The 16,312-nt window shown below is 64.9% G+C and carries 15 protein-coding genes; 2 read left to right on the plus strand and 13 right to left on the minus strand.

What is annotated here, in order from left to right; genetic code table 11:
• Nucleotides 1–24: 24 nt before the first annotated feature.
• The 13 genes from ACVIYL_RS04295 to cysG form a co-directional block, all read right to left on the minus strand.
• The gene (locus ACVIYL_RS04295) at nucleotides 25–1,416 is read right to left on the minus strand and encodes an FAD-binding oxidoreductase (protein WP_456777835.1); all 1,392 of its coding nucleotides are present in this window, start codon (nucleotides 1,414–1,416) and stop codon (nucleotides 25–27) included.
• A gap of 202 nt (nucleotides 1,417–1,618) precedes the next feature.
• On the minus strand, nucleotides 1,619–2,407 hold the full coding sequence (locus tag ACVIYL_RS04300; RefSeq protein WP_137476689.1) for a 3-hydroxybutyrate dehydrogenase: 789 nt from the start codon (nucleotides 2,405–2,407) through the stop codon (nucleotides 1,619–1,621).
• Between the two features lie 12 nt (nucleotides 2,408–2,419).
• Nucleotides 2,420–3,589 (minus strand): DUF3734 domain-containing protein, encoded by a 1,170-nt coding sequence (locus ACVIYL_RS04305; protein ID WP_438077346.1) that lies wholly within the window; start codon nucleotides 3,587–3,589, stop codon nucleotides 2,420–2,422.
• Nucleotides 3,590–3,754: 165 nt separating this feature from the next.
• A complete protein-coding gene (locus ACVIYL_RS04310; protein WP_456777836.1) occupies nucleotides 3,755–4,252 on the minus strand; it encodes a CAP domain-containing protein in 498 nt (165 codons plus the stop codon).
• A gap of 199 nt (nucleotides 4,253–4,451) precedes the next feature.
• On the minus strand, nucleotides 4,452–5,501 hold the full coding sequence (locus ACVIYL_RS04315) for a sulfate/molybdate ABC transporter ATP-binding protein (protein WP_456777837.1): 1,050 nt from the start codon (nucleotides 5,499–5,501) through the stop codon (nucleotides 4,452–4,454).
• Entirely contained in the window at nucleotides 5,491–6,453 is a 963-nt protein-coding gene (gene cysW / locus ACVIYL_RS04320; protein WP_456777838.1) for a sulfate ABC transporter permease subunit CysW, read from the minus strand. Before cysW ends, ACVIYL_RS04315 begins: the two co-directional genes overlap by 11 nt.
• Before the next feature lie 7 nt (nucleotides 6,454–6,460).
• Nucleotides 6,461–7,267, minus strand: coding sequence for a sulfate ABC transporter permease subunit CysT (gene cysT / locus ACVIYL_RS04325; protein WP_092086688.1), 807 nt, complete (start codon nucleotides 7,265–7,267; stop codon nucleotides 6,461–6,463).
• Between the two features lie 50 nt (nucleotides 7,268–7,317).
• A complete protein-coding gene (locus ACVIYL_RS04330; RefSeq protein ID WP_050387293.1) occupies nucleotides 7,318–8,307 on the minus strand; it encodes a sulfate ABC transporter substrate-binding protein in 990 nt (329 codons plus the stop codon).
• A 230-nt stretch (nucleotides 8,308–8,537) separates the two neighbouring features.
• Nucleotides 8,538–9,266 carry a phosphoadenylyl-sulfate reductase gene (locus ACVIYL_RS04335; RefSeq protein WP_456777839.1) on the minus strand — a complete coding sequence of 243 codons (729 nt, stop codon included), beginning with the start codon at nucleotides 9,264–9,266 and terminating at the stop codon, nucleotides 8,538–8,540.
• Entirely contained in the window at nucleotides 9,263–9,778 is a 516-nt protein-coding gene (locus ACVIYL_RS04340; RefSeq protein WP_016845212.1) for a DUF934 domain-containing protein, read from the minus strand. Before ACVIYL_RS04340 ends, ACVIYL_RS04335 begins: the two co-directional genes overlap by 4 nt.
• The gene (locus tag ACVIYL_RS04345) at nucleotides 9,765–11,420 is read right to left on the minus strand and encodes a nitrite/sulfite reductase (RefSeq protein ID WP_456777840.1); all 1,656 of its coding nucleotides are present in this window, start codon (nucleotides 11,418–11,420) and stop codon (nucleotides 9,765–9,767) included. Before ACVIYL_RS04345 ends, ACVIYL_RS04340 begins: the two co-directional genes overlap by 14 nt.
• Nucleotides 11,421–11,432: 12 nt before the next feature.
• Nucleotides 11,433–11,750 (minus strand): DUF2849 domain-containing protein, encoded by a 318-nt coding sequence (locus ACVIYL_RS04350; protein WP_028334721.1) that lies wholly within the window; start codon nucleotides 11,748–11,750, stop codon nucleotides 11,433–11,435.
• Nucleotides 11,747–13,198, minus strand: a complete 1,452-nt coding sequence (gene cysG / locus ACVIYL_RS04355; RefSeq protein ID WP_316395944.1) for a siroheme synthase CysG — start codon at nucleotides 13,196–13,198, stop codon at nucleotides 11,747–11,749. The genes ACVIYL_RS04350 and cysG overlap by 4 nt, the downstream gene beginning before the upstream one ends.
• 247 nt (nucleotides 13,199–13,445) lie before the next feature.
• Here cysG and cysD point away from each other — a divergent pair, with 247 nt between their 5' ends.
• Together cysD and cysC are read left to right on the plus strand one after the other, a co-directional pair.
• Nucleotides 13,446–14,240 carry a sulfate adenylyltransferase subunit CysD gene (gene cysD / locus ACVIYL_RS04360; protein ID WP_038386140.1) on the plus strand — a complete coding sequence of 265 codons (795 nt, stop codon included), beginning with the start codon at nucleotides 13,446–13,448 and terminating at the stop codon, nucleotides 14,238–14,240.
• Nucleotides 14,241–14,281: 41 nt separating this feature from the next.
• A complete protein-coding gene (gene cysC, locus ACVIYL_RS04365; RefSeq protein WP_253604665.1) occupies nucleotides 14,282–16,201 on the plus strand; it encodes an adenylyl-sulfate kinase in 1,920 nt (639 codons plus the stop codon).
• The last annotated feature ends 111 nt before the right edge of the window (nucleotides 16,202–16,312 follow it).

Here is a 16,312-nt window from a genome sequence, read left to right on the forward strand (position 1 = left end):
TTGGATTTTCTCCGATGCCCAGAACTATGTCGTCGGCTTGATGTTCTGGTTCAGGCGGAAGAAATTCGTCGGATCGTATTTGCTCTTGAGCGCGACAAGACGCGCGTAATTTTCACCATAGGCATCGCGCACCCGGTCTTCGCCCTCATCCCCCAGGTTGTTGGCATAGACACCGCCGGTCGAATAGGGCCTGACGGCACTCCACAGCTCGCGCGCCCAACGCATGTTCGCCTCGTCACCGGCCGGATCGTCCCAGATCGCAACCGGAAAGCAGTCGAACGCCGCATCACGGTTGGCGTAAGGCGAGCTCGATACCGGAACCCGTGCAATTGCGCCGCCGACATGCTGGAGAACCAGCAAGGACGCGGTGTTGGGGGCTCTCGCATAGGCGTCGAGCAGCGCGTCGATCGCGCCGGCACCGATCTCGCGCAGGAACTGCGCCTTCCAGTAGTAGCGACGTCCCCGCGGAAACAGGGCATCGCCGCCTGACTGAATCTCGAGATAGGGAACGGTTGCGAGGCGCGTCTCGACGGGCGAGCCGAACTTGACGATCGGCGAAAGGGCACGCTCACCGTCATGATGCGAGCCGACATAGCAACCGGAGATGTTGAAGAACCGGTCGCCCGACGGCAGCGTCACAAGGGCCGCATCGACGTTGACCTCATCGGCAGCGTTGCGGGCGAATTCATCGTAGAACTGCATGGCCTCGCGCGCCTGATCGTAAGGATAAAGCGTTGACGCGACGGGCAACGACGTGCCGATCGCATGCAACTGGTATTCGAACGCAGTCACGATGCCGAAATTGCCGCCGCCTCCTCTCAAGCCCCAGAGCAGGTCGGGGTGTTCGGTCGCGCTGGCCCTTAAAACCCGTCCCTCGGCTGTCACCACTTCGGCGGCAATCAGGTTGTCGCAGGTCAACCCGTATTTTCGCCCGAGCTTGCCGAAGCCGCCGCCAAGCGTGAGCCCGGCGATGCCGGTGTCGCTGTTGATCCCCATGGTGGTCGCCAGGCCGTGCGCCTGCGTGGCACGATCGAATTCGCCGAGATCGAGGCCGGCCTCCGCGCGCGCGGTGCGCCTGACCGGATCGACATCGATGCGTTTCATCCGCGACAGGTCGATGACCATGCCACCGTCACAGACCGAGAGGCCGGCGACATTGTGGCCTCCGCTGCGAACGGCCACCGGGAACGTGCGGGACCTCGCGAACGTCACAGCCTCGACCACGTCCTGGGTATCCGCGCAGTAGGCGATCATGGCCGGCCGCCTGTCGACGGCGCCGTTCCAGACCTTGCGCGCCTCGTCGTAACCGGCGCTCCCGGCGAGGACCACCTTGCCCTTGAGCCGTAGCTGGGAGCTGGGCCGAAGCTCGGAATGCGGTTCGCCCATCACCTCGTTGTATGCCTGCCGCTGCTCCATCCGATTTGCTCCTCGCCAGGAATGCCCATGCCATCATCCCACGGCGTGCCAAATCGTCCTGAATCCGATCGGAAAAAGTTGCAAAATTTCGCCAAAAGCGATGGCTGCAGGCGATGGCGACGCCTGCAGCCTCAAAGCAAAAGCCGGCCCTGATCCAATCAGGGCCGGCTTGTCTCTTAGGCCGCCAAATCCCGCCGGAAAATTACTCCGCGGTCCAGCCGCCGTCGATCGAGTAGTTGGAGCCGGTGATCTGCGCGGCATCGTCGCTGCACAGGAACAGCGCAAGCGCCGCGACCTGATCGGAGGTCACGAACTCCTTGGTCGGCTGCGCGGCGAGCAGCACGTCCTTGATGACCTGCTCCTTGGTCATGTTGCGCGCCTTCATGGTCTCCGGGATCTGGTGCTCGACCAGCGGGGTCCAGACATAGCCCGGGCTGATGCAGTTGCAGGTGATCTTGTGCTGCGCGAGCTCCAGCGCCACCGTCTTGGTGAGACCGGCGATGCCGTGCTTGGCCGAGACATAGGCCGACTTGAACGGCGAAGCGACCAGCGAGTGCGCCGAGGCGGTGTTGATGATGCGGCCCCAGCCGCGCTTCTTCATGCCGGGCACCGCGGCGCGGATGCCGTAGAACGCGGACGACAGATTGATCGCGATGATCGCTTCCCACTTCTCCGGCGGGAATTCCTCGATCGGCGCAACGAACTGGATGCCGGCATTGTTGACCAGGATATCGACCGAACCGAAGGTCTTCTCGCCGAGCGCGATCATGTCGGCGATCTCGGCCGGCTTGGTCATGTCGGCCGGCGAATGCACGGCCTTGACCTTGAAGTCGGTCTCGATGCCGGAACGCTCCTTCTCGATATCGGCCGGAACGCCCATGCCGTTGAGAACGATATTGGCGCCGGCGCCGGCGAAGGCGCGCGCGATCGCCAATCCGATGCCGCTGGTCGAGCCGGTCACAACGGCGGTCTTGCCTGTCAACGTACCCATTATCGGTCGCTCCTATTTGCTTGCGGGGGGTGTGGGTTCATCCCCCGTGAGGTCGTAAGTCACCATGGTCTCCCCGGACTGCGGCCGTTCTAGCCATTCTTTGTGACGCATCGACAAATGCACGTCGCGGACGCCCGCGCCCCAGTGCTCGACCATCGCAACATGGGAGAAGTCGTAGTCCTTCGAGGAGCTCTCGTAGTTCTTGCTCTTGTAGATCAGGTGAACCACCGTGACGGTGTTCTCCTTGGACGCCTTGCGCAGCAGCTCGACCGACGGATCGTTCTTCAGGTAATCGGGCAGCTTGCCGATCAGGTCGCGTACCGCCATGCGGGCGTTGTGGATCTGCCTGTTCTTGTCGGTGTTCATCCGCGTCCGGCTGGAATAGCGGATGTCCTTCTCGCGCTCGGCGGCCTCCAGCAGCGTCTCCGGCAACGGCCCGCGCGCGCTGAACAGATCGACCTGGAAGATCAGGAGATCGCGGCTGGTCTCCTCGTCGAGCACGAAGTCGAGCGGGGTGTTGGAGGCGATGCCGCCGTCCCAATAATGCTCGCCCTCGATCACCACGGACGGAAAGCCCGGCGGCAGCGCGCCCGAGGCCATGATGTGCTCGGGGCCTATCTTCTTGCCGAGCTTCCTGAACTCGTAATTGTCAAAATAGCGGAAATTGCCCGAGGTGACGCTGACCGCGCCGACCGACAGGCGCGTCTTCAGATCGTTGATCCGGTCGAAATCAACGAGGCGCTCCAGCGTCTTCTTCAGCGGCGCGGTGTCGTAATAGCTCAGCGATTGCGAGCTGCCGGGCGGCCACAGCGGCGCCGGCGGAATCCGCGGCGTGAAGAAGCCGGGCACGCCGAAGGTCGCGATGATGGCGGCGCTGGTCTCGTTGAACAGCGAGCGGGCGCGTTCATGCTTCGAGACCGGATTCCACGGCACCGGCGCCGACACCATCTCCCAGAATTCCTTCAGCCGCGGCACGCGCTCGGCCGGCTCGTTGCCGGCGATGATCGCGGCGTTGATGGCGCCGATCGAGATGCCGGCGATCCATTCCGGCTCGAAGCCTGCGTGGCAGAGCGCCTGAAAGGCACCGGCCTGATAGGAGCCGAGCGCGCCGCCGCCCTGAAGAACCAGCACGCGCTGCGCTTGCGCGGGCGTCGAGGCCGGCGCGGAATCAGAAGTATCCATTCGTAACCGTTGGGGCTGCAAACAACGAGAACGGCGCACCGTGGCGGCTGTTCGCCGCCGCGTCAATCAACGAGATGAAGGGCTCTCTGTTTGAGCATGATCTTCTCGGAAAACCGCCTCACACTTTTCCGGATCATGCTCTGGATCACGCGGAATTTATCGAGGTCAGGTTGCCGCCAAAATGAGCGTCCAGAACACCTTGTACTTGGTGTTGGGAGCATAGACGGCCGCGATGCCCATTTTTGTGACACCGTTCTTCAGCATATTGGCCTTGTGCGGCGGTGAATCACGCCAGCCCGAAAAGGCTTCCGCCAGCGTGTGATAGCCGGCCGAGATGTTCTCGACCGCCACCGTCGCAGGATAGCCCCCGGCCTGCAGCCGCTTGCCGAGCGGGGCCTTCACGTCATGGTCCATCTTGTTGCGCGCGGCCATCGCCTGCGACTGCTGCTCGGCGAGCTTGGTCAGGTCCGGATCCACCACGACGGTGCCAAGGCCATTGTTCTGGCGATACTGCGAAAACATGATCGCGGCCGCCTGGCTATCCAGGACAGCGCCGGGTTGGGCCATGTTGAGATACATGGTCGGTTCTTCCGGGATTTTGGTGTCCGTGCCGCAGCCGGCAAGCAGCAGAAGCCCGAACAGGGCGACCGTCGTCCGTTTCACTGTAAGAAAACCCCCAAAGATTAGCCCGCCGTTGTTGCATACCAACCGTGGCTGAATGGTGAACAGGGGCTAACTTTTGGCTGTGAAATGCCGTCATTCCGGGGCGCGAAGCGAGCCCGGAATCTCGAGATTCCGGGCTCGGTCCTACGGACCGCCCCGGAATGACGGTGGATGTGGTCAGGAACCGTCGCCCGGATGCCTACTCCTGGACGGCAAAGATCCGGTAGCGGCGGGGCTGCAGGGAGACGATTTCGCCGGCCTGGAGCTCGCGGTCGCGGGGGGCGTCGATCTCGATCACGGTCTTGCCCTCGCTCCCCGACAGGGCCACCTCGGCGCGCTGGATCGGACCGAACGAACGGACGTGCCGGATGGCGCCTTCCAGGGCGCCGGTTCCAGCCGGGCCGACCGCCATGTCGTGGCGGCGGACGAACAGTTTTGCCGCGCCCGATGCCGCGCCGAGCGCCGGAATGTTCAGGGGACGGCCGTCCAGCCGCACCGCATCGCCGGCGACGTCGACCGGCAGCACGATGGATTCGCCGATGAAGCCGTGCACGAAGGCGGTCGCCGGATTGTCATAGACCTCGCCGGGCGAGCCGATCTGCTCGATCTTGCCCTTGTCCATCACTACGACGCGGTTGGCGACTTCGAGCGCTTCTTCCTGGTCATGGGTGACGAAGATCGAGGTGACGTGGATCTCGTTGTGCAGCGAGCGCAGCCATTGCCTGAGCTCCTTGCGCACCTTGGCATCGAGCGCGCCGAACGGCTCGTCGAGCAGCAGGATCCGCGGCTCGATCGCGAGCGCGCGCGCCAGCGCGATGCGCTGGCGCTGGCCGCCGGACAATTGGCTGGGATAGCGGTTGGCGAGCCAATCGAGCTGCACCAGGTCCAGCAGGTTCTTGACGCGGGCGCGGATCGTCGCTTCGTCCTTGCGGACCGCGCGCGGCTGCACGCGCAGGCCGAAGGCGACGTTCTCGAACACCGTCATGTGGCGGAACAGCGCGTAGTGCTGGAACACGAAGCCGACCTGGCGCTCGCTGGCGCCGCGCGAGAGCGCATTCTCGCCGTCGATCGCGACCTCGCCCGAGTCGGGCCAGTCCAGGCCCGCGATGATGCGCAGCAGCGTCGTCTTGCCGGAGCCGGACGGACCGAGCAGGGCAAGCAACTCGCCGTCGGCGACCTTGAGGTCGACATTGTCGAGCGCGGCAAAGCTGCCGAACGTCTTTACGATATTCTTGACTTCAATCGCCATCGGGCACCTCTGCCTCGTCGAGCCGCCGCTCGAGAACGGTTTTCGCCACCAGGGTGATCAGCGCCAGCATCGCGAGCAGCGACGCGATCGCAAACGAGGCGACGAACTGGTATTCGTTGTAGAGAATTTCGACCAGCAGCGGCATCGTGTTGGTCTCGCCACGGATGTGGCCGGACACGACCGACACCGCGCCGAACTCGCCCATCGCGCGCGCGTTGCAGAGTAGGACGCCGTACAGCAGGCCCCATTTGATGTTGGGCAGCGTGACGCGGAAGAAGGTCTGCAGGCCGGAGGCGCCGAGCGAGATCGCCGCCTCCTCTTCCTGGGTGCCCTGCTCCTGCATCAGCGGGATCAGCGCGCGCGCCACGAAGGGGAAGGTGACGAAGATCGTCGCCAGCGCGATGCCGGGTACCGCGAACAGGATGTGGACGTTATGCGCCTGCAGCCACGGCCCGAAATAGCCCTGCGCGCCGAACAGCAGCACGTAGACCAGGCCCGAAATCACCGGCGAGACCGAGAACGGCAGGTCGATCAGCGTGATCAGGAAGGTCTTGCCGGTGAATTCGAACTTCGAGATCGCCCAGGCCGCGATCACGCCGAACACAAGATTGAGCGTGACCGAGATCGCGGCGATCAAGAGCGTCAGCTTGATGGCGGCGAGCGCCTCAGGCTCCGCCAGCGCCGCGAGATACGCGCCGATCCCTTTCGAGAACGCCGACGCAAACACCACGACCAGCGGCAGCACGACGAAGACGCTGAGGAAGGTAATCGCGAGCGCGATGATGATGAAGCGGATCGGGCCGGGCTCGGTGCGCAAATTGTGCTGCGCCGTCCCCGGCTCCGCGCGCGGGATCTCGAGCCGCGGCGCCGGCGCCGCGACGCTGACATCGGTCGCGGGTGCGTAGGTCCGCAGTTGCGTGGTCGAGGTCACCAATCCCGTCTGCATCGACATCTCGACCTCAATGCACGGGGATGCGGGCTTGCGCCCAGCGCTGCAGCCGGTTGATCAGGAAGATGATCAGGAACGAGGCCACCAGCATCACGACCGCGATCGCGGTGGCATCGGCATAGCGGAATTCGGACAGCCGGATCACGATCAACAGCGGCGCGATCTCGGAGACATTGGGCAGATTGCCCGCGATGAAGATCACCGAGCCGTATTCACCGATGGCGCGGGCAAAGGCCAGCGCGAAGCCGGTGAGCAGCGCCGGGATCAAACTCGGCAGGATGACGCGAAACACGGTGTGCCAGCGATTGGCGCCCAGGCTCGCCGCCGCCTCCTCGATCTCGGGATCGAGATCGATCAGCACCGGCTGCACCGTGCGCACCACGAACGGAATGCCGATGAAGATCATCGCTATGAAGATGCCGATCGGCGTGAACGCGACCTTGATGCCGAGCTCCGCGAGCGGCGCGCCGAGCCAGCCCTTCTGGGCGAACAGCTGCGTCAGCGCGACGCCGGCGACCGCCGTCGGCAAGGCAAACGGAATATCGACGATGGCGTCGAACAGCCGCCGGCCCGGAAAGCGGTAGCGCACCAGCGCCCAGACGATGACGGTGCCCATCACCAGATTGACGCAGGCGGCCGCAAACGAAAGCCCAAACGAAATCTTCAGGGCATTCAGGGTGCGGCGGCTGGTGATGATGGCCCAGAACTGGTCGAGGCTGAGCTCGAACGTCTTGAGGAACAGCGCGGCCAGCGGAATCAGGATGATAACGGAGAGCCATGTCAGGGTCAGTCCCATGGTGAGACCGAACCCCGGCAGGGTACTGCGACGTGCAACCGCTGTGCTCACATATCCCCCTGATAATCCGATCAGTTCTTGTAGATCTGATCGAAGATGCCGCCCTCGGCGAAGTGCTCCTTCTGGGCCTTGGTCCAACCACCAAAAACGTCGTCGATGGTGAAAAGTTCAACCTTGGCGAAGGATTTTTCGTACTCCTTGGCGATCTCGGGATCGCGCGGCCGGTACGAGTTGCGCGCGGCGATCTCCTGGCCTTCCTTGGTGTACCAGTACTTCAGATAGGCCTCGGCGACGGCGCGGGTGCCCTTCTTGTCGGCGACCTTGTCGACCACGGCGACCGGCGGCTCGGCCAGGATCGACTGCGCCGGGGCCACGATCTCGAACTTGTCCGCGCCGAATTCGCGAAGCGCCAGAAAGGCTTCGTTCTCCCACGCCAGCAGCACGTCGCCGACGCCGCGCTCGACGAAAGTCACGGTCGAGCCGCGCGCGCCGGTGTCGAGCACCGGCACGTTCTGATAGAGATCGGCGACGAACTTCTTCGCCTTGTCCGCGGAGCCGAACTTCTTCTGCGCATAGCCCCAGGCGGCGAGATAGTTCCAGCGCGCGCCGCCCGAGGTCTTCGGGTTCGGCGTGATGACGCTGACGCCGGGTTTAATCAAATCGTCCCAATCCTTGATGCCTTTGGGATTGCCCTTGCGCACCAGGAACACGATGGTCGAGGTGTAGGGCGAGGCGTTGAGCGGCAGCCGCTTCTGCCAGTCGGCCGCGATCAGGCCCTTGCCCGCGATCGCATCGATGTCATAGGCGAGCGCCAGCGTGACGACATCGGCCTGCAATCCGTCGATTACCGAGCGCGCCTGCGAGCCGGAGCCGCCATGCGACTGCTTGATCTCGACGCTCTTGCCGGTTTCCTTCTGATAGGCCGCGGCGAACGCCTTGTTGAAATCGACATAGAGCTCGCGGGTCGGATCATACGACACGTTCAGCAGCGAATAGTCGGCCGCAAAGGCCGAGCTCGCCCACAACAGTCCCGCGACCAGCGGCAGGATACGACGGATCATTTCGCTCTCCATTCAACCTGAGAAATGTCAGGGAACACGCAAGACATAACTCACGGCGAAGTGGTCTTAAGTCAACGAAACCGGTTTTCTTTGTTTTCGGCGGCGCAGCGCGCTTGTGCTACGAAGTCGCGGCACTGCGAAGGCTTTGTCGCGTCGCCAAATCGCGATGAAGGTTCATCGCGATTGAGCGCCCCCGCGCAAACGCTTCGCGTTTGTCGCAGGGATCATGCTTACGACATCTTCATCGTATGGATGCCGCATTCCGTCTTGGCCCGACCGCGCCAGCGGCCGTCGCGTGCATCCTCGCCGGCAGCGGACCGGCTGCTGCAAGGCATACACCCGACCGACTGATATCCCGATGCGACAAGTGGATGCGGCGGCAGCTTGCCGAGCGTGTAGATCGCCTCGATCTCCTCGCGCGAGACGTTGGCGAACGGATTGAATTTCAGCCTGACGCCGTCATCCTCGACAACCGGGATGTCGGCGCGGGCACCGCCCTGGAAACGCTTGCGGCCGTTGATCCAGCCGGCGAACGGTTTCAGCGCGCGCGCCAAGGGCTCGACCTTGCGGATGCGACAGCAGGCGTCGGGATCGGTGAACCACAGCTCGCGGTCCGGATCCTGGCGCGACAGCGCTTCCTCATCGGGCTTGATCGAGCGCACGTCGGTGAGGCCGAGCGTCTTGATCAGCGTGTCACGATAAGCCAGCGTCTCCTCGAACAGCCAGCCGGTATCGAGAAACACCACCGGGATCGCCGGATCGACATCCGCCATCACCTTGAGCAGCGCGGCGGACTCGGTGCCGAACGACGACACCAGCGCCACTTTCTCGCGGCCGAGCGTCTTGACCGCGGCTGCGATCACCTCGGCGGGCGAGGCCGTGCGCAGCGCGCGATCGAGCGCATCGGCCGCGGGCAATGCGGCCGGCGCCACCACGAGCCCTGGTGCAAGCGTGCTCACTGGCCGGCGCTCTCCGAGTGACGCAGCTGCATGCGGCGGTTGAGTGCGGTGACGCGGCCGTCGCCGGTCGGCTGGTAGAACACCGAATAGCGCTTCATGGTCGCGGCAAACGCGTCGGCGTCGGCATCCTTCTTCACCTCGAAGGCGTCGAAGCCGGCGCGCGTCATGAACACGAACTGGTCGCGCAGGATCTGCCCGGTGGCGCGCAGCTCGCCGTCATAGCCGTAACGCTCGCGCAGCAGGCGCGCCTGGCTGTAGGCGCGGCCGTCGCGGAAGGTCGGAAACACCAGCGCGACCGAGGCCAGCCGATCGAGATGCGGCACGAGATCGTCGAGGTTGCGGTTGTTCGGCCAGATCACCCCTAGCTTGCCGGGACGGCGCAGCAGCGCCTCCGGATCGGCGAGAAAGCGCTCGGCGCTCACCAGCACCGCGCCGTCGCCCGGCAGCTCGGCGCCGTCGGCGACATGCACGAACAGATCGGTGGTGATTCTTCCCTGCTTAACGAGTGGCATAGACCCGCTCCCTGATAGGCTCGACGCCCAGACGCTTCACCGTATCGACGAACAATTCCTCGGGACGGTCGCGCAGCGCGAGATAGGCTTCGACAATGTCTTCGATCACGTCGGCGACTTCCGCATAGGGAACGGCCGGGCCGATCAGCGTGCCCAACTGCGCGTTCTCGTCGGCGCGGCCGCCGATCGTGATCTGGTAGAATTCCTCGCCGTTCTTCTCGACGCCGAGAATGCCGATGTGGCCGACATGGTGATGGCCGCAGGCATTGATACAGCCGGAGATGTTGATGTGCAGCCGCCCGATCAGGTCGGCGGTGTCGTGGTTGGCGAAGCGCCGCGTCAGCTCCTGCGCGATCGGGATCGAGCGCGCATTGGCCAGCGAGCAGTAGTCCAGCCCCGGGCACGCGATGATGTCGGTGACGAGGTTGACGTTCGGCGTCGCGAGGCCGAGGCGATCGAGCGCCTTGAACAGCTGCGGCAGGTCGCGCTTGGCGACGTGCGGCAGCGCGAGGTTCTGCTCGTGGCCGACGCGGATCTCGCCGAACGAATATTTGTCCGCGAGGTCGGCGACCGCGTCCATCTGCTCGGCAGTGGCATCGCCCGGAGGGCCACCGACCGGCTTCAGCGACAGCGTCACGATCGAATAGCCCTGCACCTTGTGCGGCGCGACCGAGTTCTTGCGCCAGCGCTCGAACAGCGGATCATGCGCGGCCTGCTTCAGCTCGTCCGGCATGTGCGGCAGCTTCTCGTAAGGCGGATAGGAGAAGCGCGAGCGGACCTCCTCAATGGCGGCGCGATCGAGCGTCAGCCCGACATCGCCCATCGCCTTCCACTCCTCCTCGACTTCCTTGGCGAACTTCTCGATGCCGAGCTCGTGCACCAGGATCTTGATGCGCGCCTTGTAGATGTTGTCGCGGCGGCCGTACTGGTTGTAGACGCGCAGGATCGCCTCGACATAGCTCAGGATGTCGCGGCCGTGGACGAACGGCTTGATGGTCTTGGCGATGAACGGCGTTCGGCCGAGGCCGCCGCCGACCAGCACCTCGAAACCGGTCTCGCCGTCGGCGTTCTTGTGCAGCCGCAGCCCGATGTCGTGGATCTTGATCGCGGCGCGATCGTGCTCGGAAGCGGTGATCGCGATCTTGAACTTACGCGGCAGGAACGAGAATTCCGGATGCAGCGTGGTGTGCTGGCGCAGGATCTCCGACCAGATCCGCGGATCCTCGATCTCGCCGGGCGCTACCCCTGCCCACTGGTCCGAGGTGACGTTGCGCATGTTGTTGCCGGAGGTCTGCATCGCATGGATGCCGACTTCGGCGAGATCGGACAGCGCGTCGGGCAGCTCGGCGAGCTTGATCCAGTTGAACTGGATGTTCTGCCGCGTGGTGAAGTGGCCGTAGCCGCGATCGTAGCGGCGCGCGACATGGGCGAGCCGGCGCAACTGCTTCGACGACAGCGTGCCGTAGGGGATCGCGACGCGGAACATGTAGGCGTGCAGCTGCAGGTACACGCCGTTCTGCAAGCGCAGGATCTTGAATTCGTCCTCGGTGAGTTCGCCGGAAAGGCGGCGCTTCACCTGGTCGCGGAATTCCGAAACACGCTCGTTGATCAGCGTGCGGTCGAGTTCGTCATATGCATACATGATGGATGAGCCTTACGCCGGCACCTGAAGATCGATCGTGACGCCCTTGGCGCGGATGTGTTCGCGAAGATTGCCCGGCTTGAGCTTGCCGCCGTCCTTGAGCTCGACCGGCGCGATGTAGGGGCCGACCGCGCCGACATCGTCGGCGGTGGCTTCGGCCAAAAGCGCTCGCGCGTCGTCGGAGGTGCTGACGACGGCGGAATCGGACAATTCGGTGGACCAGCCTTGCTTGGCGGTTCGGTACACCACGGCACCATCCCAGGTACGGTTGGCGGTCACCACCGAGGGGCCCGTGATCCTGATTTTCTTCTGTTCAAGCGGAGAGGTCATTCGGCAGCTTTCAGCAGTTCGGAGAACATCTGGTTGGAGAAGAGTTGGGTGACGTTGGACCGGCTCCACGGCGCGGAATGCGCGACCACGTCGCCGATGATGAGAATGGCCGGACCGCCGTCGACCTGTTTGACCAGTTCGGGCAGCCGCGCCAGCGTGCCGACCGCGGCCTTGGCATCCGGCCGCGTCACGCGCGCGAACACGCCGACCGGCGTCTCCGGCGAGCGGCCCGCGGCAAGCATGCCTTCGCGGATCGAAGGCGCCGCGGTCATGCCCATATAGACGACGACGGTCATCTTCTTGTCTGTCAGCACCGACCAGTCGACAACCTCGGCATCGCGCGCCTTGTGCGCGGTGAGGAAGGTGATGCGCAGCGCCTCGTGCCTGAAGGTCAACGGCACTTCGAATTGCGCGGCCGCGCCCAGACCGGCGGAGACGCCCGGAATGATGGAGTAGGCGACGCCGGCGTCGCGCAGCGCCTCGATCTCCTCGCCGCCGCGGCCAAAGATAAAGGGATCGCCGCCCTTCAGCCGCACCGCGCGCTGGCCCGACTGCGCGGCCTCGATCATCAGTGCATTGATGGCATCCTGGCCGATGCCGGGCTTGCCGACACGGCGGCCGACCGGGATCCGCGTCGCATCGCGCCGGATGCGGTCGAGAATTTCGGACGACACCAATTCGTCATAGAACACGACGTCGGCATCCTGCAGCGCGCGCAACGCTTTCACCGTGAGCAGATCCGGATCGCCGGGACCGGCGCCGACCAGCGTCACGTGACCGATGGCTTTGCCTTCCGCGCTCGCGCCGGCGAATGCGGCGGGATCGGTGATCGCGTTCAGCGCTTGCTCGGCCTCGTCCTTGCGGCCGGCCAGCACCAGCGCGCCGATCGGGCCGTCGACAATGCGCTCCCAGAAGCGGCGACGCAGCGGAAACTCCTCGATGCGGGCGTGGATCGATTTGCGGACGCCGCCGATGAAGCCGGCGAGATCGCCGATCCGCGCCGGCAGCACCGCCTCGATCTTCTCGCGGATGCGGCGCGCCACCACCGGCGACGTGCCGCCGGTGCCGACCGCGACCACGACATCGCCGCGATCCACGATCGCCGGCATGATGAAGGTGGAATGTACGAGGTCGTCCATCACGTTGACCGGCAGGCCGATCGCTTTGGCGCGCACCGACATCGCAACACCGATCTCGCCTGCGCCGGCACAGAGGACGGCGATGACATCGGAAAGATCGGCGGCGAGCGGATCGCCTTCGGCGCGCTCGATCCGCGCGGCGTCCTCCGCCGCAAGACCGGCAATGTCATGATCACCGTCGGTCGCGTACCAGCGCACCGCGGCGCCGGCGGCTGCGAGCAGCCGCAACTTGGCGCGCGCGAGGTCGCCCGCTCCAACGAGCAGCACCTTGCCGCTTTGCAGATCCAGAAACACCGGCAGATATCGCATCAGACACTCGCTTCCCCAACTTGGGGGTTGACTGAAATTATTTTCTATTTATCTCTCGATCAAGGCCAGCAAAGAGAAAATTATTTCTTCTCTATTGCAGCGCAACTTTAGAATTTTCAACTCCACAGGCCAAGGCCAAGAGATGCATCTTCTCGACAACGAATCCGTCGCCGCCAGGACGCGGTCCGCAGCGCTTAGCAATGCATCTTCCGTGCCGGGGATTCCCGCCAATCAGGCGCCTCCGTCGATGGATCATCTCGACGAGCTGGAGGCGCAGAGCATCTACATTCTGCGCGAAGCGTTCGCCCGGCTGAAAAAGCTCGCGTTGCTGTGGTCGCTCGGCAAGGATTCCAACGTGATGATCTGGCTGGCGCGCAAGGCGTTCTTCGGCCGCGTCCCGTTCCCGGCATTGCACGTCGACACTGGCAAGAAATTTCCGGAGATGTACGCGTTCCGCGACCGCTTCGGAAAGGAGTGGGATCTCGACCTGCGCGTCGAGCCCTGCCCGCCGATCGACAGCGTCGACCCGACCCTGCCGCCGGCCGCACGTTCCGCCGCGCGCAAGACCGAGGGCCTGAAGCTCGCGCTCAACAAGTTCGGCTTTGACGGATTGATTGCCGGCATCCGCCGCGACGAAGAGGCCACCCGCGCCAAGGAGCGCGTGTTCTCGCCGCGCGGCCTCGAAGGCGAATGGGACGTCCGCGACCAGCCGCCGGAGTTCTGGGACCAGTTCAACGCCTCGCCGCCGCAAGGCGCGCATTTGCGCATCCATCCGATCCTGCATTGGACCGAGGCCGACATCTGGGCCTACACCAAGCGCGAAGGCATTCCGATCATCCCGCTCTATCTCGCCAAGGACGGCAAGCGCTACCGCTCGCTGGGTGATGCCGACATCACCTTCCCGGTCGCCTCCACCGCCTCCAACATAGACGAGATCCTCACCGAGCTCGACGGCACCAAGGTCCCGGAGCGCGCCGGCCGCGCGCTCGACCACGAGACCGAGGATGCGTTCGAGCGGCTGCGCGTCGCCGGCTATCTCTGATCAACACTTCAAGCAACACCAAGCTTCGTGCGAGCGTTCCGATGAACATGATCCTTCCCACTGCCTCGATCTCGGCAACGCCCAACGGCACGACGCGGCCGCAGGTGCGCATCGTTATCGTCGGCCACGTCGATCACGGCAAGTCGACGCTGGTCGGGCGCCTGCTGCATGAGACCGGCAGCCTGCCGGACGGCAAGCTGGAAATGCTGAAGGCGGTGAGCGCGCGGCGCGGCATGCCGTTCGAGTGGTCGTTCCTGCTCGATGCGCTGCAGACCGAGCGCGACCAGGGCATCACCATCGACACCACCCAGATCCGCTTCCGCACCCGCTCGCGCGACGTCGTGCTGATCGACGCGCCCGGCCACGCAGAGTTCTTGCGCAACATGATCACCGGCGCCTCGCAGGCCGACGGCGCGGTGCTGATCATCGATGCGCTGGAAGGCGTGCGCGACCAGACCAGGCGGCACGGCTATCTCCTGCATCTGCTCGGCGTGAAGCAGGTCGCGGTCGTGGTCAACAAGATGGACCGCGTCGAGTTCAGCGCCGACCGCTTCAAGGAGATCAGCGACGAGATTTCCGCGCATCTGATCGGCCTCGGCGTCACGCCCACGGCGGTGATCCCGATCTCGGCGCGCGACGGCGATGGCGTTGCCGAGCGCACGGCGCGGATCGACTGGTACAAGGGACCGACCGTGGTCGAGGCGCTCGATGCGCTCGAGCCGGCACGCCCGCTGGCCGAGCTGCCGCTGCGGCTGCCGGTGCAGGCGATCTACAAGTTCGACGACCGCCGCATCGTGGCGGGCCGCATCGAGTCCGGCAGCCTGAAGGCCGGCGACGAGATCGTGATCATGCCGACCGGCAAGATCGCGCAGATCAAGACCGTCGAGAGCTGGCCGGTGACGCCGGTGGGCGCCCCGCAGGGCGCCGGCCGCTCGGTCGGCATCACGCTCGACCGCGAGCTGTTCCTCGAGCGCGGCGACATCATCGGACATTCCGGGCAAAGCCCGCGCGACACCCGCCGCATCCGCGCCCGGATCTTCTGGCTGCACGACAAGCCGCTGACCAAGGGCGAGCAGATCCTGATCCGGCTCGGCACCAAGGAAAGCCGCGCCACCGTGGTCGCGATCGAGAAGGCGGTCGATCCCGGCGCGCTGTCCAACGAAGAGAACACCGCGATCGCGCGCAACCATGTCGGCGAGATCGACATCTCGCTGGCGCAGCCGGTTGCAACCGATCCCTACACCGACAATCCGCGCACCGGCCGCCTCGTGATCGAGGTCAACGGCCGTATCGCCGGCGGCGGTCTCGTGCTGTCGGTCGACGCCGGCCGGCCGGCGGTGCCGGTCGATATCGTGCCGGTGGAGTCCGCGCTGCGGCCGGACGAGCGCTCGGCACGCTACCACCACAACGGCGCAGTGATCTGGCTGACCGGCCTGCCCGGCTCGGGCAAGTCGACCCTGGCGCGGGCGCTGGAACGGCGCCTGTTCGGCAATGGCGGCTCGCCGATCCTGCTCGATGGCGACACGCTGCGTGCCGGGCTGAACGGCGATCTCGGCTTCTCGCCGCAGGACCGCGCCGAAAACATCCGCCGCCTCGCCGAAGTCGCGACCCACCTGGCGCGCAACGGCCATATCGCCATCGTCGCCGCGGTGTCGCCATCGACCTCCGACCGTGCGGCAGCTCGCCGCATCGCCGACAGCGCGTTCCGCGAAATCTATGTCGCGACGCCGGCCGAAGTCTGCGAGACCCGCGACCCCAAGGGCCATTACGCCAAGGCCCGCTCCGGCGGATTGCCGTCTTTCACCGGCATCACCAATGACTACCAGCCGCCGACCGGCAACGAACTGACCATCGACACCTCGAACCGCTCGGTCAGCGATGCCACCGACGAGATCGAGCGGATGCTGGCCACGACTGGCATCCTGTTCGACGAACTGACCGACCTCGCGGCGAATATTTAGCTTCTCTTGCTGTCATCGCGCGGCTCATTGTCCAGGCGATCCAGTATTCCAGAGTCAGCAATTATTGAGCCGATAGGCCGCGGCGTACTGGATGCCCCGCTTGAAGCGGGG

This window comes from Bradyrhizobium sp. USDA 3315 (assembly GCF_054056795.1).